The organism is Brachybacterium vulturis, assembly GCF_002407185.1.
Taxonomy (GTDB): Bacteria; Actinomycetota; Actinomycetes; order Actinomycetales; family Dermabacteraceae; genus Brachybacterium; species Brachybacterium vulturis.
Window position 1 is genome coordinate 565120 of sequence record NZ_CP023563.1, and the last position, 20416, is coordinate 585535.

Genomic DNA, 20416 nt, shown 5'->3' on the forward strand with positions numbered 1-20416 from the left:
TGCGGCAGCGGAGCATCTCCTGGCAGCCTCGACGAGCCTAGCAGTGGTGATCATCGGCCACGGCGTACCCGGACCGGCTCCATAGCTCGACGGCGTGCACGAATCGAGGTCCGGCCCCTCCGCAGCGTCACCGCCTCGACTCGCGCGTGGCGAACGGTACGAGACCCCCGGCGATGTCCTCCGCGCGGACCTGCTCGAGGGCGGCCGGCTCCCAGTGGGGGCTGCGATCCTTGTCCACCAGCAGCGCTCGCACGCCCTCGCGGAAGTTCGGACCGCGGACCAGGTGGTGGGCGAGGCGGAGATCCCTCTCCAGCACCTCGTGCACGGAGCCGGCCCCGCGGGCGGCCCGCACGTGGGCGAGGGCGATCTTCACGGAGGTGGGGCACTTGGCAAGGATCGTCCCCGCCGCTGCGACCGCCTCCGGGTCCCCGTCGGCGTGCAGGGCGGCGACGATCTCCTCCGCACTCTCGTGCGCATAGCAGGACTCGATCCAGCGGCGCCGCTCGGTGAGCGGGGCCGGGGGTGCCTGCTCGGCGACCTCGGCGATGGCGGCATCGGCCGGGAGGGTCTCCAGCGCCCGCGCCAGGTCCGCCCGGCGGGCGGCGGGCACGTAGTGGTCGGCGATGCCGAACGCCAGGGCATCCGCGCCGGTGATGTGGGCGCCGGTGAGCGCCATGTGCAGTCCGGCGCCGAACGGCGCGCGCCCCAGCAGATGCGCTCCGCCGACGTCGGGGAAGAAGCCGATGCCGGTCTCCGGCATCCCCAGGCGCGTCCGCTCGGTGACGATGCGGTGCGAGCCGTGGCCGGAGATCCCGAGCCCGCCGCCGAGCACGATGCCGTCCATGAACGCGACATAGGGCTTGGGGTAGTCGGCGATCATCGCGTTCATGGCGTACTCGGCCGCGAACAGTCCGTCGCACTCCTGGTACCGGCCCTCGACCATCGCGCCGTGCACGGAGCGGACGTCCCCGCCGGCGCAGAGCCCCTTGGTCCCCGCACCGGTCAGCAGCACGGTGGCCACCGTGTCGTCCTCGCGCCAGGCGTCCAGCTGGGCGCGGACGGTGTCGATCATCCCCCGGTTCAGGGCGTTCAGGGCCCGGGGGCGGTGCAGGATCAGCTCTGCCAGGTGCCCGGAGCGGCGGATCAGGACCTCGTCGTCGGCGGCGATGTCAGGCGTTCCAGCCGGCATAGGTCGTGTTCTCCTTCTCCACCAGCGTCAGCACGTCGTAGGTGGCGACGACCTCGCCGTCCTGGTTGTGGATGACGGCGTCCCAGCGGACCTCGCCGTGCTCGTCCGTCACGCGCGGGGTGATGCGCTTGGCGGTCAGGGTGATGCGGATCGAGTCGCCGACCGCCACCGGGGTGAGGAAGCGCAGGTCCTCCAGCCCGTAGTTGGCCAGCACCGGCCCGGGGGCGGGGTCGACGAAGAGCCCGGCGCCCCAGGACACCAGCAGGTATCCGTGCGCGACGATCCCGGGGAAGAACGGGTTCGCCGCGGCCGCCTCCGGGTCCGTGTGCGCGTAGAAGGTGTCGCCGGTGGTCTGGGCGAAGGCGCTGATCTCCTCCTCGGAGACCGTCCGCAGTCCCGAGGCGACGCCGTCGCCGAGGCGCAGCTCGGCGAGGGACTTGCGGAAGGGGTGGATCTCCTCGGCGCTCCCGCCGAACTCCGGGTCCCCCGCCAGGCGCTGGGCGGCCCCGGTGTGCCACAGGCCGGTGACCGCGGTGAGGAGATCGGGTGAGCCCTGGACGGCGGTGCGCTGCATGTGGTGCTTCACCGCCCGGGTGCCGCCGAGCTCCTCGCCGCCGCCGGCACGGCCCGGTCCGCCGTGCACGAGCTGGGGCATGGCCGCGCCGTGCCCGGTCGAGGAGCGGGCGGTGTCGCGGTCGAGGAGGTGGACGCGCCCGTGGTGGCCGGCGATCCCGACCGTGAGCTCGCGTGCGGTGTCCGGGTCATGGGTGCAGACGGTGGCGACCAGCGAGCCGCCGCCGCGGGCGGCGAGGCGCACGGCGTCGTCCAGGTCGCGGTAGCCCAGCACGGAGGTGACGGGGCCGAAGGCCTCCCGGGAGTGCACGGCCTCGGCGCCCGGGTCCTCCCAGGTCAGCACGATCGGTGCCAGGAAGGCACCCTCGTCGGCAGTGGCGTCCTCCCCGGAGAGGGTGCGCACCACGGGGGTCTCGAGCGCGCCGTGGGCGATCCGGCCGCCGGCGGCGAGCATCTCCTCGACGGCGCCGCGCACGTCGCGCAGCTGATCGCGCGAGGCCAGGGCACCCATGGTGACGCCCGCGGCGCGGGGATCGCCGAGGACGACCTTGTCCCGGATCCGTCGGCCCAGGGCGGCGGTCACGGCCTCCCGCTGCGCCTCGGGGACGATCACGCGGCGGATCGCGGTGCACTTCTGGCCCGCCTTGACGGTCATCTCGGTGACCACGGCGCGGATGAAGGCGTCGAACTCCGGCGTGCCCTCGGTGGCGTCGGGGCCCAGGACCGCGGCGTTGAGCGAATCCGCCTCGGCGGTGAAGCGCACGCCGCCGTGCACCACGTGCGGGTGCGAGCGCAGTGCGCCGGCGGTGTCCGCCGAACCGGTGAAGGAGAGCATGTCGCGGTGGTCCAGGACGTCCAGCAGGCCCCGCGCGGAGCCGGAGATCAGCTGCAGCGAGCCGTCGGGCAGCAGGCCGGACTCGACCATCATCCGCACCGCCGCCGCGGTGATGTAGCCGGTGGGGGTCGCGGGCTTGACGAGGGTGGGGACCCCGGCGATGAAGGCGGGCGCGAACTTCTCCAGCATGCCCCAGACCGGGAAGTTGAAGGCGTTGATCTGCGCGGCGACGCCCGGGATGCGGGTCAGCACATGGCCGCCCAGGAAGGAGCCGTCCGCGGAGAGCTGTTCGATGGGGCCCTCGGTGACCACGTTCGAGTTCGGCAGTTCGCGGCGGCCCTTGGAGGAGTAGGTGAACAGGGTGCCGATGCCGCCGTCGACGTCCACCAGGTTGTCCTTGGTGGTGACGCCGGAGCTGACGGTGATCTCGTACAGCTCCTCGCGCTGCCCGAAGAGGTGCTTGGCGAGCTCCTTCAGGCGCAGCGCCCGTTCGTGGAGGGACATCTCCCCCAGCGTGCGGCGGCCCACGGTGCGGGCGTGCTCGACGACCTCACCGAGGTCCAGCCCCTCGGCACCGAAGCGGGCGACCGGCTCCCCCGTGCTGGCATCGGCCACGACGGCCAGTCGGGAGTCCTCCGCGGGCAGCCACCAGCCGTCGCGCACGTAGCTCGGGACCACGGGCGCGTCCACGGCGTCGTGGGCGGCGGCGGTCGGCATGCTGGTCTGTGTACTCATCCGGCTGGTACCTTTCTGAACGTTCGGTCAGCATAGGGACCATAGCAAACACGGTGGCATGGGTCACGCCCGTCACCACGGGAGGAGCAGACATGGACGCGGACGCCGCCACGGGCGACATCTGGACGATCACCCTGGGAGAGCTCGACGAGAAGATGGGGGTGCGCATCCTCGAGGAGTCCCTCGAGAAGGTGGTGGCCACCATGCCGGTCGAGGGCAACCGGCAGTCGCTGGGCCGCCTGCACGGAGGTGCCTCCCTCGCCGCCGGGGAGGCCGTCGGCTCCTGGGCCGCCGTCAAGCATGCCTCCACGATGGGCAAGGTCGCCGTCGGCGTCGACGTCTCCGCGACCCATCACCGGGGCGCCCGGGACGGGATGGTCACCCTGACCGCCACCCCGCTGCATCTGGGGCGGCGGATCGCCACGCACGAGGTCGTGATCGAGCACGAGTCGGGCAAGCGCCTGTGCACGCTGCGGATCACCAGCATGCTCATCGACCCCGAGCACGGCTGAGCCCACGGACCCTCAGCTCCAGTCGAAGAACCCCGTGCCCGATTTGCGGCCGAGCTCCCCCCGGGCGACCTTGTCGCGCAGCAGCTGCGGCGGCTCGAAGCGGGGCCCAAGGGTGGAGGCGAGGTGCTCGGCGATCCCCAGGCGCACCTCGAGCCCGACGAGGTCGGTGGTGCGCAACGGACCCGTCGGGTGCCGATAGCCGAGCACCATGGCGTTGTCGATGTCCTCGGGCGCGGCGACACCCTCCTCCACCATGCGGATGGCCTCCAGGGCGATCGCCACTCCGAGGCGCGAGGAGGCGAAGCCGGGGGCATCGCGGACCACGACGGCGGTCTTCCCGAGCGCTTCGGTCCACGCCCGGGCGGCGTCCACGAGCTCCGGACCGGTGCGCTCCCCCACCACCACCTCGATCAGGTCGGAGGCGGGGACGGGGTTGAAGAAGTGCAGGCCCAGGAAGTTCTCCGGGCGCTCCAGCACGGTCGCCAGGTCGGTCACGGACAGCGAGGAGGTGTTCGAGGCCAGGACCGCGTCGGGGCGCAGGTGGCTCTCCACGCGCTGCAGGGAGGCGACCTTCAGCGCGCGGTCCTCGGGCACCGCCTCGATCACCAGCTGGCGGTCGGCGAGGTCCGCGGCGTCCACGGAGACCCGCAGCCGGGCGAGGGCGTCCTCGACGGAGCCCTCGAGCAGTCCGCGCTCCTGCGAGGCGTGCGTGGAGCGGGTGACGCGGTCCCGGGCCGCCGCGGCAGCCGCGGCGTCCCGCTCGACGACGAGGACGTCGGCACCGCCGAGCAGGAAGGCGTGCGCGATGCCGGCACCCATGCGGCCGCCGCCGAGGACGCCGACCGTGGCGGGCAGGGAGGGGGACGGAGCGGTCATCGTGCCTGCTTCCGGTCGAGGAACGCCTGCATGCGGTCGAACTTGGCGTCGGAGTCGAAGAGCATCCCCTGGGCCAGGGTGTCGATCATCGGATGCGCCTCGCGCGGTGCGTGGAAGACCTGCTTGGACAGGCGCACGGCCAGCGGGTCCTGGGCGGCGATCCGATCGGCGAGCGCGTCGGCCGCGGGGAGCAGCTCGGCGGGTTCGACCAGCTCGGTGATCAGGCCGATGCGCAGGCAGTCCTCACCGGTCAGGATCCTGCCGGCCAGCAGGATCTCCTTGGCCGTCGGCTCCCCGACGAGCTCGGCGAGGCGCCACATCGCGCCGGCGGCGGCGATGATGCCGAGCCCGGTCTCCGGGTTGCCCATCCGCAGCTGCGGGGTGCCGAGCCGGAAGTCAGCGGCGTAGGCGAGCTCCGCGCCGCCGCCCAGGGCATGACCGTCGAGGGCGGCGATGACGGGCATCGGCAGGGAGGCGATGCGCTCGAAGGCGGACGAGTTGATGCCCGCGAGCGCATCGTCGCGGCGCCGCTCGCGCAGCTGGGAGATGTCCGCCCCGGAGGCGAAGACGCCCTTCGTCCCCCTCTGCGGATCGGCCGGAGTGCCGGCCAGGACCAGGATCTTGGGAGTGCGTTCGAGGTGGGCGCAGACGGCGTGGAGCTCGTCGACCATGGTCTGGTCGATCGCGTTCTTCACCGCCGGGCGGTCCAGCCTGGCCAGCAGCCGGTCCTGGCGCTCCTCGAGCCGCAGAGCGGTGAAGGCCGCAGGATCCAGCACGGGACGGGGCGGGGTCACGCTGGTCATCAGACGGCCTCCACCAGCATCGCGGACCCCTGGCCGACGCCGACGCACATCGTGGCCAGGCCGAGGTCGCCGGGAGACGCCTCCCGCTCCAGCCGCCCCAGCAGGGTCAGTGCGATGCGGGAGCCGGAGGAGCCCAGCGGATGGCCGAGGGCGATGGCACCGCCGTCGTTGTTCACGGTGGCGGGGTCGAGCCCGAGCTCCCGCATGCTCGCCAGGGACTGCGAGGCGAAGGCCTCGTTGAGCTCGACGGCCGCGAGATCCTCGACCGCCCGCCCGGTGCGCTCGAGCACCTTCCGGGTCGAGGGGACCGGCCCCATGCCCATGATCTCGGGCGCCAGCCCTGCGGAGGCGCCGGCGAGCACCCGGGCACGGGGCCGCAGGCCGAACTTGTCCACCGCCGCCTCGGAGGCGACCACGATCGCGGAGGCGCCGTCGTTGAGCGAGGAGGCGTTGCCGGCGGTCACCACGGAGCCGCCGGGCACCACCGGGCGCAGCCCGGCGAGGACCTCGGGCGTGGAGCCGGGGCGCGGCCCCTCGTCGTCCTGGACCACGCTCTCGCGACCCTTGCGGTCCGCGACGGTGACCGGGGCGATCTCCGCGGAGAAGCGACCCGCATCGATCGCGGCCAGGGCTCGCTGATGGGAGCGGGCGGCGAAGGCGTCGCAGTCCTCGCGGCTGGTCCGGTAGCGGCGGGCGACCTCCTCGGCGGTCTCGGGCATGGAGAAGGTGGCCTTCCCGTCCCGGGAGCACTGCCCGGAGAGGAAGGCGGGATTGGTGAAGCGCCAGCCGATCGAGGTGTCGACCACCGCCCCGGGGCGGGCGAAGGGCTGCGCGGGCTTCTCCATCACCCAGGGGGCGCGGGACATCGACTCCACGCCGCCGGCGACGACGAGGTCGGCGTCCCCGGCGCGGATCATCTGGGAGGCCATGAGGATCGCGCTCATGCCGGAGGCGCACAGGCGGTTCACCGTGATGCCGGGGACCGCGTCCGGATATCCGCACAGGAGCCAGGCCATGCGGGCCACGTTGCGGTTCTCCTCGCCGGCGCCGTTGGCGTTGCCGAGGATCACCTCGTCGACCGCGGCGGGGTCGATGCCGGCGCGCTCGACGGCGGCGCGCACGACCAGTGCGGCCAGATCGTCCGGGCGCACGGAGGACAGGGCGCCGCCGTAGCGTCCGACGGGCGTGCGCGCCCCGCCCACCAGGAATGCTTCTGACACGTCGGGTCCTCCGTCCTCGGTCGACGACGCGGACCGACGCCGCCATCGCTTACCGACCGTTCATTCACCGCGTGCGCCCAGAGTCCCATCTCGGGGCAGGTCGGTCAAACGAGCGCGCCATCGATGCCCTACACTCCGATAGCGATAGCGACCGAACGTTCGTTCATGCCCCCGGGTCCCGTGCATCGAGGCGCGAGACCTCCGACGCCGCGACAGGAGCGTCCGATGAGTACCCGCGACAACGATGTTGCACCCGCCCCGAGACGGAGCGCCGAAGAGAAGAAGGTGCTGGCCAGCACCCTGGTAGGCACCACCATCGAGTGGTACGACTACTTCATCTACGCCCAGGCGGCCGCCTTCGTGCTGGCGCCGCTGTACTTCGGTCCGGTGGCCGATGACAACCCCGGCCTCGCCCAGGTCATCTCCTGGGCCTCGCTGGGCATCAGCTTCCTCTTCCGCCCGCTCGGCGCCGTCGTCGCCGGTCATCTCGGTGACCGGCTCGGCCGCAAGATGGTCCTGGTCGTCACGCTGGTGGGGATGGGCGGCGCGACCGCCCTGATCGGTCTGCTGCCCACCTACGCGACCATCGGCATCTGGGCACCGATCATCCTCATCCTGCTGCGTGTGGTGCAGGGCTTCTCCGCCGGCGGCGAATGGGGCGGCGCGGCCCTGATGTCCGTCGAGCACGCTCCGCGCAACAAGCGCAGCGCCTTCGGCTCCTACCCGCAGATCGGCGTGCCCATCGGCATGCTGCTGGCCACGGCCTTCATGACCATCCTGACCAGCTCGATGAGCCCCGAGGCCTTCCAGACCTGGGGCTGGCGGATCCCGTTCCTCTCCTCCGCGGTGCTGATCCTGATCGGGTACATCATCCGCCGCGCCGTCGAGGAGTCGCCCGTCTTCAAGGAGATGCAGCTGCGGAAGAAGGAATCCGCCGCCCCGCTGCGCGTCCTGCTGCGCGACCACAAGAAGAACGTCATCCTCGCGGCCCTGATCTTCGCGGCCAACAATGCGGCCGGCTACCTGGTGATCGCCTTCTTCGCCTCGTACGGGTCCAACGTGCTGGACATGTCCCGCACCTCGACGCTCATCGCGAGCTTCATCGGCGGCGTCAGCTGGCTGGTCTTCACGATGTTCGGCGGCTGGATCGGCGACCGGATCGGCAAGATCCTCACCTTCCAGATCGGCTACGGGATCATCATCCTGTGGGCCATCCCCATGTGGTTCCTGCTGGACACCGCCTCCCTGCCCCTGTTCACCCTGGCGATCGTGCTGCTGACCGTCGGTCTCGGCCCGTCCTACGGCCCGCAGTCGGCGCTGTACGCCGAGATGTTCCCGGCCCGGGTCCGCTACTCGGGGGTGTCCATCGGCTACGCCCTCGGCTCCATCGTCGGCGGCGCCTTCGCACCGATGATCGCGCAGCTGCTGCTGAACCGGACCGGATCCGGATGGACGATCGGTGTCTACATCGCGGTGCTCGCGCTGATCTCGTTCATCGCCGTGTCGATGGTGCCCAAGTCCATCGAGGGCAAGGACCTCCACGTCGAGGAGGCCGAGCGGGAGTACCTGCAGGAGCATCCCGAGGACGCCGCCCTCGCCGCGGAGGTCAAGCGCGAGGAGTGAGCCGCACCAGGTCGGGGGATAGCCCCCAGCCCCTTCCCGGAGCCTCGCGATACCCTGGAAGTCGTCGATGGTGAGGAGCCGAGGCCACCCTCGCGGAGACCGGCGGAGACATTCCGTCGTCGCCCTCAGCTCCCGCCGGGAGGTGCGCGGATGCCCATGAATGCTCAGAACCGACCGCCACGGCAGCAGCCGGTGCGACGGACCGGCATGCCTCCGCGCCCGGACCCCTCCGCCCGGCGCGGCTCCGGCATCCCGCGGGCCCCGCGACGCGCCGCGCCGTGGGCGCCGGGTCAGCGCCCGCTGGAGGGAAAGGTCCATGCCCCGTTCTCGACGACGGTCGTGCCCCGCCGACGCCGTGGTCGCTGGCTCACCCACGGCGTGCCGACCGTGCTCGCCGGCGTGGTCGGCCTCAGCAGCTTCATCACCCTCGGCGTGAGCAGCCTGGTGGGCGGCGCCGGACTGCTCGGCCCGCTGCTGGCCGGGCTCGGGATCGCCGCCGTCGTCGGGGGCGGCAGCGCGTTCCTGCTCCGCAACCGCGCACCGCGCCCGGTGCGACTGGGACGCAGCACCACCGAGATCCCCGCCGCGACCCGCACGATGCTCGAGAAGGTCGTCAAGGACTCCCGCCAGCAGCGGCGACGGCTGCAGCGGATGCAGCGGCGGGCCCGCGGCTCGACCGTCTCGCAGATCCTGCACCGGGCCGAGACGCTGCTGCTGCGGATCGATGCCCTGCTGGATTCTGCGGCCATCCAGTCGCGCCGCGCCTCGGACGCCGACGTGATGCTGCTCGAGGGGATGGCCGACCGCTACGTCCCGGACCTCGTGGATGCCCTCGAGGACACCGTCGGCTTCCTCGATCCCACCACCACCGAGGGGGCGCGAGAGCGGGCCATCGAGAACCTGCACAGCATCGATGAGCAGCTGACCGTGCTCGCAGGCAGCATCGACCGGCTGGAGAACGACATCGTCGCCGGCGTCAGCCGCAGCCTGGACGTGCACTCCGAGTTCCTCCGGGCGCGCTTCCCCGAGCCCTCGAGCGACCCCTTCATCGACCGCTGAGAGGCCGCGGCGTCTCGACGCCGCGGCCCGCGGACGCCCTCACCCGGTCAGCGCGTTCGGGAACCCCAGATGCTTGGCGATGATCCCGAGCTGCACCTCGGTGGAGCCCTCCCCCACCTCGAGGATGCGGGAGTCGCGGTAGTGGCGGGCCACCACGTTCTCGTTCATGAAGCCGTTGCCGCCCCAGATCTGGCAGGCGTCGCGGGCGTTGGCGACGGCGGCCTCGCTGCTGACCAGTTTGGCGATGGAGGCCTCGTTGCTGAAGGGCATCCCGGCATCCAGGCGGCGCGCGGCCTCGTGCACGACGGCGCGGGCGGCGGCGACCCGGGACTGCATGCGGGCGATGGTGAAGGCGATGTGCTGGTTCTCGCCGAGGGTCCTGCCGAACACCACGCGCTGCTGGGCGTAGTCCACGGCCTGTTCGACACAGCCCTGGGCGGCGCCCACGCACAGCGCGCCCAGCGCCACCCGGCCCTGGTCGAGGATGGTCAGGAAGTTGGAGAAGCCGCGGCCCTGCGCCCCCAGCAGGTTCTCCTCGGGCACGCGCACGTCCTCGAGCAGCAGCGGGTGGGTGTCGGAGGTGTGCCAGCCCACCTTGTCGTAGTCGGGCAGGACGGTGAATCCGGGGGTGTCGGTGGGGACGATGATGCTGGTCAGCTCCGGGGTGCTGGATCCGTCGCTGCGCCGGCGCTGCCCGGTGACGGCGGTGACGGTGACCAGGGAGGTGATGGGGGTGCCGGAGTTGGTGATGAACTGCTTGGTCCCGTCGATCACCCACTGGCCGTCCTCGAGACGAGCGGTGGTGCGGGTGCCGCCGGCATCGGAGCCCGCGTCCGCCTCGGTGAGCCCGAAGCCGGCGAGCTCCTCACCGCGGGCCAGCGCCGGCAGGTAGCGCTCCTTCTGGGCGTCGGTGCCGAAGGTCAGGATCGGCATCGCGCCGAGGCCCAGTCCGGCCTCGAGGGTGACGGCGATGGACTGGTCCACCCGGGCCAGCTGCTCCACCGCGAGGCACAGCGAGAGGTAGTCCCTGCCCTGCCCGCCGTACTCGCGCGGGATCGGCAGCCCGAACAGTCCCAGCTGCCCCATCTGGGCGATGATCTCCATCGGCAGGCGCCGCGCGGTGTCGTACTCGTAGCTGGCGGGGGCGACGACCTCGTCGGCGAACTCGCGGACCTGCGCGGCCAGGCGCTGGTGCTCCTCGCTCAGCATGTCGGTGCCGGGCGGGGGCGTGGGGGTGGTGCTCACAGAGGTCTCCTTCTCGGGGGCTGCGGTGCTCATGAGTCCTGCGCGGGGCTCTGCTGATCGGGGCTCTGCTGATCAGGGCTGTGCGGAGCCGGGGTCCGCGGGTCGAGGGCGCTCGCGAGGCTGCGCGTGGCCAGTGAGCGGGCATGGCGCAGGATCGGTCCGTCGACCATGCGTCCCTCGTGCTCGAACACACCGGTGCTGTGCCGCTCGGCGGCGGCGAGGACCCCGCGGGCCCAGGCGGCCTCGGCGGGACTCGGCGCATAGGCGGCACGGACGGCGGCGGCCTGGGCGGGATGGATGCAGGCGGTGGCGGTGAAGCCGCTGGCCGCAGCGTCCTCGGCCTCGGTGCGCCAGCCGTCCTCGTCGGCGAGGTCGATGTGGATGGCGTCGATCGCGCTGCGGCCGTGGGCGCGGGCGGCCAGCAGCACGCTGGAGCGGGCGTGGCGGACCACGTCGCGGTAGCTGCCGTCGGCGTGGCGGGAGGAGGTGCCGCCGAGGGAGGCGATGAGATCCTCCCCGCCCCACATCAGCGCCGCCACATCCGGGTGGGCGGCCAGCGTGGGTGCGGCGAGGATGCCGCGAGCCGTCTCGCACAGCGCCACCACCTGCACGCCGGGCAGGGCGCCGACGAGGCGGTCCACGGCGGAGAGGCTGCTCGCCTTGGGCAGCATCACCCAGCGGGGACGGTGCGCGCTCAGCGCTCGCAGGTCCGCGTCGAAGTCAGGCCCGTCGGGGGCGTTGACCCGGATGATGGTGCGCGCCGGGTCCAGCGGGTGGGCGGCGACGGCCTCGCGGGCGGCACGCTTGTTCTCCGGGGCGACGGCGTCCTCGAGATCGAGGATCACGGCGTCGGCCCGGTCCGCGGCCTTGGCGAAGCGGTCGGGCCGATCCCCGGGGCAGAACAGCAGGGAGGGGCCCAGCGGGAAGGTCTCGTGGCCCTCGCCCGGGTGGGCGTCCGGGGCGCCGTGCCGCTCGCGGCAGGTGACCCGGCTGCCGGGGGTCAGGTGCTCGTGCGTCATGGTCATGAGATCTCCTGGTCGGGCGTGGGTCGGTAGTGCATGAGGGTGGTGCGGGCGGCGCGGACCACGACCTCGCCGTGCTGGTTGCGGCCGGTGTGGACGAGGGAGACGACCGCCTGACCGGGCCGGGAGCCGGAGGCGCGGACACCGAGCACGGTGGTCTCGCTGTAGAGCGTGTCGCCGTGGTGCAGCGGGTGGGGGAAGGAGATCTCCCCGAAGCCGAGGTTCGCCACCAGGGTGCCCTGGGTGATCTGGGCGACCGAGGCGCCGACGACGGTCGCGAGGGTGAGCATCGAGTTCACCAGGCGCTGCCCGAACTCGGTGGTCTCGCTCCAGGCGGCATCGAGGTGGAGGGCCTGCGGGTTCATCGTCATGGTGGAGAACAGGACGTTGTCCGCCTCGCTGATGGTGCGGCCGGGGCGGTGCACGTAGGTCGCACCGCTCTGCAGCTCGTCGGCGTACATCCCTCGCTGGACGATGCGGGGGCCGTCGGGGAGGTCCGGGAGGGAGGGGCCGGGACCGGGGCCGACACCCTCGGCGGAGTCGTGGACCGGACCGGAGCCGGCGTCCTCGCCGGAGTCGTGGACCGAATCGGCACCGGGGCCGGGCACCGGGTCGTGGCCGGGGGCCGGCTCATGGACCGAGTCCGGGCCGGGACCGTGCACGGGCTCATGGCCGGGGGCCGGCTCATGGACGGAATCGGCGCCGGGACCGGGGACGGGCTCGTGCGTGTGGGCGTGGGCGTGGTCGGTCATGAGCGGGCCTCCTGCGGGGTGAGATGGGTGGACGGGTCCGTGGCGGATGGAGCCCGGTCTGCGGCGGATGCGGGAGCACGGGCCTCCGCAGGAGCATCGTCGTGGGGGGCTTCCGTCGGCTCCTCGGGCAGCACCTGGGCGACCTCTTCGCCGCGGGCCACCCGGTGGCCGGCACCGACGTGCAGGCGCACGATGCCGGCGCCGGGGGCGCGGAGGGTGTGCTCCATCTTCATCGCCTCGACCACCAGCACCGGATCACCGGCCTCGACCCGGTCGCCATCGGCCACCAGCACGGTGGTGACGGTGCCGGGCATCGGTGACTCGAGGGTGGGTGCCGCCCCCTGTCCGGTGGCGCTGTGGATGCGGCGGTGCAGGATCAGCTCGCGGTCCTGGCCCGGCAGCCCGAGCCATACCGCCTCCTCGGCGACGTGGTGGGTCAGCGGGAGGCGGCAGCCGTCGACGGTGACGGCGCCGGCGTGCAGGGCGAGGTCGACCTCGACCTCGCCGAGGCGTGCCCGGGCGCGGCTCGGGGTGCCGGTCAGCGCGATCTCCTGCAGCTCCCCGTCGTGCCCGTCGAGGCGCACCACGAACGGGGCGGGCTGTGCGAGCCGCCAGCCGGAGGGGCGGTGCCAGAGGTCGTCGGGCCGGGAGCGGGCCACCTGGTCCCAGTGCAGCAGGGCCGCGACCGCGAGCGTCTGCACGGTGACCGGGGGCGGGGCGAGCTCGGGCAGGCGGCGCTGGATCAGTCCGGTGTCCAGGTCGCCGCTGGCCACCTCGTCCAGGGCGAGCAGGGTGCGCAGGAAGCTGGTGTTGGTGACCACGCCGAGCACATGCGTGGCGGCGAGGGCCCGGTCCAGGGCGGCGAGCGCCTGGGTGCGGGTGGGGGCGTGGGCGATCACCTTGGCGAGCATCGGGTCGTAGCTGCTGGAGACGGTGGTGCCGACCTCCAGGGCGTGGTCGACCCGCGCGTGCTCCGGCAGGGCGAGGGCCAGCACCGTGCCGCCGGTCGGCAGGAACCCTGCGGCCGTGTCCTCGGCGTAGACGCGGGCCTCGATCGCGTGGCCCTCCAGGTGCACCTGGTCCTGGGTCAGCGACAGCGGCCGGCCGTCGGCGATGCGGAGCTGCTCGGCGACCAGGTCGATCCCGGTGACGGCCTCGGTGACGGCGTGCTCGACCTGCAGCCGGGTGTTCATCTCGAGGAAGAAGGGCTCCTCGGGGGCGGCGGCGTCGATGATGAACTCGACGGTGCCGGCGCCGCGGTAGTCCACCGCGCGGGCGGCGGCGACCGCGGCCTGCCCGAAGCGTTCGCGCTGCGCGGGGGTGAGGGAGGGGCTGGGCGCCTCCTCGATCACCTTCTGGTGACGGCGCTGCAGGGAGCATTCGCGCTCGCCCAGGTGGATCACGTTCCCGTGGCTGTCGGCGAGGACCTGCACCTCGATATGGCGCGGCGCGGTGATCAGCCGCTCGAGGAAGAGGGTGTCGTCACCGAAGGCGCCGGCGGCCTCGCGGCGGGCGGCCGCGAGCGCGGCCGGCAGCTCCTCCGCCGTGGTGACTTCGTGCATCCCCTTGCCGCCGCCGCCGGCGGCGGGCTTGACCAGCACCGGGAACCCGATCTCGGCGGCACCGGCGATCAGGGCGGCGTCGTCGAGTCCGGGGTCGGCGATGCCGGGCACGACGGGCACGGCGCGGGCGGTGACCGCGGTGCGGGCGGCGATCTTGTCGCCCATGGTCTCGATCGCGGCGGCCGGGGGGCCGATGAACACCAGTCCGGCCTCGTCGCAGGCACGGGCGAAGTCGGCGCGCTCGGCGAGGAAGCCGTAGCCGGGGTGGACGGCGTGGGCTCCGGTGGCTCGCGCGGCGGCGATGATCCCGGCGCCGTCGAGGTAGGAGCCGATGCGCACGGACCGGTCGGCGGCGGCCACATGGGCGGCGCCGGCGTCCTCGTCGGTGTGCACGGCGATGCCTCTCAGGCCGAGCCGGTGCAGGGTGCGGAGGATCCGCATCGCGATCTCGCCGCGGTTGGCGATCAGGACAGCGTGGATCATCAGTACCTCACATCCGGAAGACGCCGTGGCTGGGCTCGGCCAGCGGGGCGCGGGAGACGACGTCCAGGGCCAGGCCCAGCACGGTGCGGGTGTCGGCGGGGTCGATGACCCCGTCGTCCCAGAGCCGGGCGGTGGAGTAGTAGGGGCTGCCCTGGGTCTCGTACTCCTCGATGATGGGGCGCGTGAACTCGGCCTCCTCCTGCTCGCTCCAGGTGCCGCCGCCCGCCTCGATCCGGTCGCGCTTGACGGTGGCGAGCACGGCGGCGGCCTGCGCGCCGCCCATCACGGACACCCGCGCGTTCGGCCACAGCCACAGGAAGCGCGGCGAGTAGGCGCGGCCGCACATCGAGTAGGTCCCGGCGCCGAAGGAGCCGCCGATGACGATGGTGAGCTTGGGGACCCGGGCGCAGGCGACGGCGGTGACCATCTTCGCGCCGTCCTTGGCGATGCCGCCGCGCTCGTACTCGGCACCCACCATGAACCCGGCGATGTTCTGCAGGAACACCAGCGGGATCTCGCGCTGATCGCAGAGCTCGACGAAGTGTGCGCCCTTGAGCGCGGACTCGCTGAACAGCACGCCGTTGTTGGCGACGATGCCGACGCGGTGGCCGTGGATCCGGGCGAAGCCGGTGACCAGGGTGGTGCCGTAGGTGGGCTTGAACTCGGAGAACTCCCCGGCGTCGACGACCCGGGCGATCACCTCGTGCACGTCGTAGGGGGTGGAGAGGTCCGTCGGCACCGCGGCGCCCATGGTCGCCGGGTCGACGACCGGCTCGCGCGCCTCCTCGCGCGGCAGCACCGGGGCGGGGTCCGGGAGGGTGTCGACGATGTCGCGGAGGATCGACAGGGCGTGCTCGTCGTCCTCGGCGAGGTGGTCGGCGACGCCGGAGACCTCGGTGTGCATCACCCCGCCGCCGAGGTCCTCGGCGCTGACCTCCTCGCCGGTGGCGGCCTTCACCAGCGGCGGTCCGCCCAGGAAGATCGTGCCCTGCTCGCGGACGATGACGGTCTGGTCGCTCATCGCCGGCACGTAGGCGCCGCCCGCGGTGGAGGAGCCCATCACGGCGGAGAGCTGCGCGATCCCTGCGGCGCTCATCCGGGCCTGGTGGTAGAAGATCCGCCCGAAGTGGTCGCGGTCGGGGAACACCTCGTCCTGCATCGGCAGGTAGGCGCCGCCGGAGTCCACGAGGTACACGCAGGGCAGGCGGTTCTCCTGCGCGATCTCCTGGGCCCGCAGGTGCTTCTTCACGGTCATCGGGAAGTAGGTGCCGCCCTTGACGGTGGCGTCGTTGGCGAGGATCAGGCAGTGCCGTCCCTGGATCATCCCGACCCCGGCGACCACCCCGGCGCCCGGGGCGGAGCCGTCGTACATCCCCTCCGCCGCCAGCGGCGCGATCTCGAGGAAGGGCGTGCCCGGATCGAGCAGGCGGTCGATGCGCTCACGGGCCAGCAGCTTGCCGCGGGAGCGGTGCTTCTCCCGAGCGGAGGCGGAGCCGCCGTCGGCCGCGACGGCGAGGCGCCGCCGCAGCTCGGCGACCAGGGATTCCATCGCGTCGGCGCGGTCGGTGGCGGCGCTGTGCGGGGGGACGGCGGTGCGCAGTACATCCATGGACTACCTCGTCAGCAGGATCGCGGGATCGGACAGGACGTCGGCGACGTCCATCAGGAACCGGGAGGCCTCCGCGCCGTCGAGCACCCGGTGGTCGAAGGAGACGGTGAGGGTGACGACGGTGCGCAGGGCTACCTCTCCATGATGCTCCCAGGGCTGGGTGCGCAGGGCTCCGATCGCCAGGATGATGCTCTGACCGGGGTTGAGGATCGGCACCCCGCCCTCGACACCGAACACGCCGACGTTGGTGACGGTGAGCGTGGAGCCGGTCAGCTCCGTGGGGGTGAGGGTGCCCTCGCGGGCCTTCCCGGCCTGCTCGGCGATCCGCTCGGTGAGGGTCGCGCCCTCCAGGGTGGCCGCGTCGGGGACGGTGGCGACCACCAGTCCCCGCTCGGTGGCCACGGCCACGCCGAGGGAGACCTGTTCGAACAGCTCGATCTCCCCGGCCTCGGCGTCGAAGCGGGCGTTGGCCGAGGGGGTCCGGGCGGCGGCCGGGACGATCGCCCGGCACACCGCGGCGAGGAAGGACGTCCTGCGTCCGTCCCGGTCGGTGCGGCGCAGCCGCTCGAGGGTGTCGGTGACATCGAGGGTGGTGTGCACCGAGGCGTGCGGGGCCGTGAAGGCGGAGTCGGCCATGGCTCGGGCGGTCTCGCGGCGCAGGCCCGTGACGGGCCGGCGGGTGGAGGCCCGCCCGCAGCTGCTGCCGGCACCGTCCTGCACGGCGGCACCACCGGGGGCGGTGGTCCCACCCTGCGCGCTGGCGTCGACGTCAGCGCGCAGGATCCTGCCGCCGGGTCCCGTCCCGCGCACCGCGGCCAGGTCCACGCCCAGGTCACGAGCATGCCGCCGCACCGGCGGCATCGCCTTCGGAGTCTGCCGGGCGGCCTCCTGCTCGCTGCGGCCCTCGTAGGGGACGGTCTCGAAGGAGCGCGGCCGACGGCGGGGCCGTCCGGTGCCGGGCAGCATGGGCCCGTACCCGACCAGGACCTGCTGACGCTGCGGTGCGGCGGACTCAGTGGAGTCGGCGGAGTCGGCGGTGTCGGCGGAATGAGCAGACCCAGCGGTCTCAGCAGACCCGGCGGGAGCTGCCGGCGCAGCGGCGGACTCAGTGGACTCAGCGGAGTCAGCGGAGTCAGCGGAGTCGGCGGAGTCAGCGGTGTCGGCGGAATGAGCAGACCCAGCGGTCTCAGCAGACCCGGCGGGAGCTGCCGGCGCAGCGGCGGACTCGGCGGGGGCGTCGGGGGCGTCGGGGGCGTCGGCGGAGTCGGCGGAGTCGGCACCGGACCCGCCGGCCCTCGCCGCACCGGCCTCCTCGAGACCGATCAGGGGCGCGCCGACGGCGAGGGTCTCCCCCTCCGCGGCATGCAGGGCGGTGATGCGCCCGGCGCGCGGACTGGGCAGCTCGACCAGCGCCTTGGCGGTCTCCACCTCCGCGATCGCCTGGTTCCGGGTGACCTCGTCGCCCACGGCGATGTTCCAGGTCACGATCGTCGCCTCGGTGAGGCCCTCTCCCAGGTCCGGGAGCATGAAGTCGCTCATCAGGCTGCCTCCCTCGAGTTGCGCCGGCCCAGTGTGCGATCCACCGCGTCCAGGATCCGGTCGATGCCGGGCAGGTAGTGGTCCTCCAGCACGCCCGGCGGATAGGGAATGTCGAAGCCGGTCACCCGTTCGGGGGCCGCCTCCAGATGGGCGAAGCAGTCCTCGACCACGGAGGTGATCACCTCGGAGGAGAGCGAGACGTTGCCGGGTGCCTCGTGGGCGACCACCAGGTGGCCGGTGCGGCGCACGCTCGCGGCGACCGTGTCCCGGTCCAGCGGGGACAGGGAGCGCAGGTCGATGACCTCGAGGTCGATGCCGTCGTCCTCCGCGGCCACCGCCGCCTCCAGCGCGGTGACCACCAGCGGCCCGTAGGCGACCAGGGTCGCGTCCCGACCCTCGCGCAGCACCCGTGCGGAGGAGAGATCGGCGGTCACCGAGGTGTCGACCTCGCCCTTGGACCAGTAGCGGCGCTTCGGCTCGAGCACCATCACCGGGTCGTCGCACTCGATCGCGGCACGCATCGTGGAGTAGGCGTCCTGGGGGTCGGCGACGGTGACCACCCGCAGGCCGGGGGTGTGCGCGAAGTACGCCTCGGGGCTCTCCGAGTGGTGCTCGACGGCACCGATGCCGCCGCCGAAGGGGATCCGGATGGTCAGCGGCATCCGCACCGCGCCGCTGGTGCGGTAGTGGAGACGGGCGACCTGGGCGACGATCTGGTCGAAGCCGGGGTAGACGAAGCCGTCGAACTGGATCTCGGACACCGGGCGCATCCCGCGGTAGGCCATGCCCACGGAGGCGCCGATGATCCCGGACTCCGCCAGCGGCGAGTCGATCACGCGGGAGGCGCCGAAACGCTCCTTCAGCCCGTCGGTGATCCGGAAGACGCCGCCGAGGGTGCCGATGTCCTCGCCGATCAGCACCACGTCCTCGCTGGCCTCGAGGGAGTCGCGCAGTGCGGCGTTCAGTGCGGCGGCCATGGTCATGGTGGTGCTCATGCCGATGATCCCTCCGTCTGCTCGGGGGCCAGCGAGTCGGTGAAGGCGCGGAACTGCTCCCGCTGCCGCAGCAGGCCCGGATGCTCGGTGGACAGCACGTTCTCGAACATGCTCTCCGGTGCCGGGGAGGGCAGTGCGGCCACCGCCTCCTGCATGGCGGTGGTGGCCTCCTGGCTGCGCTGCTCCGCCTCGGTGCGCAGCTCCCCGACGGGGGCGCCGAGCTGCTCGAGATGCCGCTCCAGCCGCCCCAGCGGGCAGCGCCGGCGCCAGTGCTCCAGCTCCTTCTCCTCGCGATAGCGGGTGGGATCGTCGCTGGTGGTGTGGGGGCCGAGACGGTAGGTGACGGCCTCGATGAACATCGGCCCCTTGCCGGCGCGGATGTGCTGGGCGGCGAGCAGGCTGGCCGCTCGGACGGCGAGCACGTCGTTGCCGTCGACCCGGAGGGAGGGGATCCCGAAACCGGTGGGTCGCAGGGCGATCGGCACGGTTGCCTGCACGTCCACCGGCTCGGAGATCGCGTAGTGGTTGTTCTGGCAGAAGAAGAGCACCGGCGCCTGGAACGACGCCGCGAAGACCATGGCCTCGTTCGTGTCCCCCTGGCTGAGGGCGCCGTCGCCGAAGCAGGCGACGGCGAGGTCGTCCTTGCCCTGCGCCTGGGTGGCCATCGCGTAGCCGACGGCATGGTGGGTCTGCGCACCGATGATCACCTGCGGGGTGGCCATGTGGTGGGCGAAGGGGCCCCAGCCGGACAGGGTGGTGCCGCGCCAGACGGAGAGCATCTCCGCCGGGCCCACCCCGCGGCACCAGGCCAGGGCGTTCTCGCGGTACGAGGTGAACAGGAAGTCCGTCTCCGGCAGGGCCCGGCCCAGACCGATCTGGGCGGCCTCCTGGCCGCGCAGCGGGGGCCAGAGGCCCAGCTCGCCCTGCCGCTGCAGGGCGACGGCCTCCTCGTCGATCGCTCGCACCACGGCCATGTCCAGGTACAGGCTCGTCAGCAGCTCCCGGTCCACGTCGGCCAGCAGCGGGTCCAGGGTGGCATCGGGGCGTCGGGTGCCGTCCTCGCGGAGGACGTGCAGGGGCGTGTCGAGTCCAGCGACCAGGTCGTGGTCGGGAGCTGACGTGGTCGTCAACATTCGGACCTCCAGAATCCGCAGCGCCTGGTGGGCGCATGGGACGTCCGCACCGGGTGGGTGCCGTGACGTCGTCGTCGTGATCCACGTTACGTCCGGAGTGCAAGGCGTACAACAAATACGGAGCAAGTTCAGCAGAATGCTCAACATCTCAGGCTACGGTGCCGTAGAATTGGGCGTTATGCGCATCGTGGATGACACCGACCGTCGACTTCTGCTGGCCATGACGGAGAACCCCCGCTCGACGATCGTCTCCCTCGCCGAGCGTTTGGGCCTGTCCCGCAACACCGTCCAGTCGCGCCTGGCCGCCCTGGAGGCCGGGCAGGCGCTGCAGGGCTACGACCGGCGCCTGCACGCGGCCTCCCTCGGGTATCCGCTGACCGCGTTCATGGAGACGCAGGTGGACCAGCCCCGGCTCGAGCAGGTGATCGCGCAGCTGCGGGAGATCCCCGAGGTGGTGCAGGTGCACGGGCTGAGCGGCCTGCAGGACATCCTGGTGCGCTGCGTGTGCCGCGACACCGATGACCTCTATCGGGTCAACAAGCTGGTGCTGGGCTGCGAGGGCGTGATCCGCACCGACACCTCGCTGGCGATGGGCGAGCTGATCCCCTTCCGCCTGGCGCCGGTGCTCGAGCGCGACCTGCGCCGCTGAGC

17 protein-coding genes are annotated in these 20416 nt (G+C 72.6%); 4 read left to right on the forward strand and 13 right to left on the reverse strand.

The genetic code is table 11. From position 1 onward, the window contains the following. Positions 1–127: 127 nt before the first annotated feature. Positions 128–1189, reverse strand: a complete 1062-nt coding sequence (locus tag CFK38_RS02485) for a 3-hydroxyisobutyryl-CoA hydrolase (protein ID WP_096801654.1) — start codon at positions 1187–1189, stop codon at positions 128–130. Continuing rightward, the gene (paaZ, locus tag CFK38_RS02490) at positions 1170–3314 is read right to left on the reverse strand and encodes a phenylacetic acid degradation bifunctional protein PaaZ (protein WP_420835787.1); all 2145 of its coding nucleotides are present in this window, start codon (positions 3312–3314) and stop codon (positions 1170–1172) included. The genes CFK38_RS02485 and paaZ overlap by 20 nt, the downstream gene beginning before the upstream one ends. A 110-nt stretch (positions 3315–3424) precedes the next feature. On the opposite strand from paaZ, the gene CFK38_RS02495 reads away from it, so the two are divergent. Further along, on the forward strand, positions 3425–3844 hold the full coding sequence (locus tag CFK38_RS02495) for a PaaI family thioesterase (protein WP_096801656.1): 420 nt from the start codon (positions 3425–3427) through the stop codon (positions 3842–3844). A 12-nt stretch (positions 3845–3856) separates the two neighbouring features. On the opposite strand, the gene CFK38_RS02500 is transcribed toward CFK38_RS02495, so the two are convergent. Genes CFK38_RS02500 through CFK38_RS02510 form a run of 3 tightly spaced genes read right to left on the reverse strand, consistent with a single transcriptional unit; the run spans position 3857 to position 6743 of the window. Beyond that, complete coding sequence (locus CFK38_RS02500; protein WP_096801657.1) at positions 3857–4720, reverse strand: 3-hydroxyacyl-CoA dehydrogenase family protein; 864 nt, start codon at positions 4718–4720, stop codon at positions 3857–3859. Beyond that, positions 4717–5523, reverse strand: coding sequence for an enoyl-CoA hydratase/isomerase family protein (locus CFK38_RS02505; RefSeq protein ID WP_096801658.1), 807 nt, complete (start codon positions 5521–5523; stop codon positions 4717–4719). Before CFK38_RS02505 ends, CFK38_RS02500 begins: the two co-directional genes overlap by 4 nt. Beyond that, entirely contained in the window at positions 5523–6743 is a 1221-nt protein-coding gene (locus CFK38_RS02510) for a thiolase family protein (protein WP_096801659.1), read from the reverse strand. Before CFK38_RS02510 ends, CFK38_RS02505 begins: the two co-directional genes overlap by 1 nt. A 225-nt stretch (positions 6744–6968) precedes the next feature. Between CFK38_RS02510 and CFK38_RS02515 the strand changes: the two genes are divergently transcribed. After that, positions 6969–8366, forward strand: coding sequence for an MFS transporter (locus CFK38_RS02515; RefSeq protein WP_096801660.1), 1398 nt, complete (start codon positions 6969–6971; stop codon positions 8364–8366). A 156-nt stretch (positions 8367–8522) separates the two neighbouring features. Then, on the forward strand, positions 8523–9425 hold the full coding sequence (locus CFK38_RS02520) for a hypothetical protein (protein WP_245851198.1): 903 nt from the start codon (positions 8523–8525) through the stop codon (positions 9423–9425). 39 nt (positions 9426–9464) lie between these two features. Here the strand turns inward: CFK38_RS02520 and CFK38_RS02525 are convergent, their stop codons facing one another. From CFK38_RS02525 to CFK38_RS02560, 8 genes are all read right to left on the reverse strand, one after another. Next, positions 9465–10634, reverse strand: a complete 1170-nt coding sequence (locus tag CFK38_RS02525) for an acyl-CoA dehydrogenase family protein (RefSeq protein ID WP_245851271.1) — start codon at positions 10632–10634, stop codon at positions 9465–9467. Positions 10635–10699: 65 nt separating this feature from the next. After that, the gene (locus tag CFK38_RS02530) at positions 10700–11695 is read right to left on the reverse strand and encodes an HpcH/HpaI aldolase/citrate lyase family protein (RefSeq protein ID WP_245851199.1); all 996 of its coding nucleotides are present in this window, start codon (positions 11693–11695) and stop codon (positions 10700–10702) included. Further along, positions 11692–12153 carry a MaoC family dehydratase gene (locus CFK38_RS02535; RefSeq protein WP_096804182.1) on the reverse strand — a complete coding sequence of 154 codons (462 nt, stop codon included), beginning with the start codon at positions 12151–12153 and terminating at the stop codon, positions 11692–11694. The genes CFK38_RS02530 and CFK38_RS02535 overlap by 4 nt, the downstream gene beginning before the upstream one ends. A 287-nt stretch (positions 12154–12440) precedes the next feature. Then, positions 12441–14489: an ATP-binding protein gene (locus tag CFK38_RS02540; RefSeq protein ID WP_096801662.1), complete on the reverse strand. Its 2049-nt coding sequence runs from the start codon at positions 14487–14489 to the stop codon at positions 12441–12443. 7 nt (positions 14490–14496) lie between these two features. Next, the gene (locus CFK38_RS02545; RefSeq protein ID WP_096801663.1) at positions 14497–16098 is read right to left on the reverse strand and encodes a carboxyl transferase domain-containing protein; all 1602 of its coding nucleotides are present in this window, start codon (positions 16096–16098) and stop codon (positions 14497–14499) included. 3 nt (positions 16099–16101) lie between these two features. Then, positions 16102–17637: a dihydrolipoamide acetyltransferase family protein gene (locus CFK38_RS02550; protein ID WP_096801664.1), complete on the reverse strand. Its 1536-nt coding sequence runs from the start codon at positions 17635–17637 to the stop codon at positions 16102–16104. Further along, positions 17637–18632 carry an alpha-ketoacid dehydrogenase subunit beta gene (locus tag CFK38_RS02555; protein ID WP_096801665.1) on the reverse strand — a complete coding sequence of 332 codons (996 nt, stop codon included), beginning with the start codon at positions 18630–18632 and terminating at the stop codon, positions 17637–17639. The genes CFK38_RS02550 and CFK38_RS02555 overlap by 1 nt, the downstream gene beginning before the upstream one ends. Then, entirely contained in the window at positions 18629–19765 is a 1137-nt protein-coding gene (locus CFK38_RS02560) for a thiamine pyrophosphate-dependent enzyme (RefSeq protein ID WP_096801666.1), read from the reverse strand. The genes CFK38_RS02555 and CFK38_RS02560 overlap by 4 nt, the downstream gene beginning before the upstream one ends. Positions 19766–19943: 178 nt before the next feature. Here CFK38_RS02560 and CFK38_RS02565 point away from each other — a divergent pair, with 178 nt between their 5' ends. Then, the gene (locus tag CFK38_RS02565) at positions 19944–20414 is read left to right on the forward strand and encodes an Lrp/AsnC family transcriptional regulator (protein WP_096801667.1); all 471 of its coding nucleotides are present in this window, start codon (positions 19944–19946) and stop codon (positions 20412–20414) included. The last annotated feature ends 2 nt before the right edge of the window (positions 20415–20416 follow it).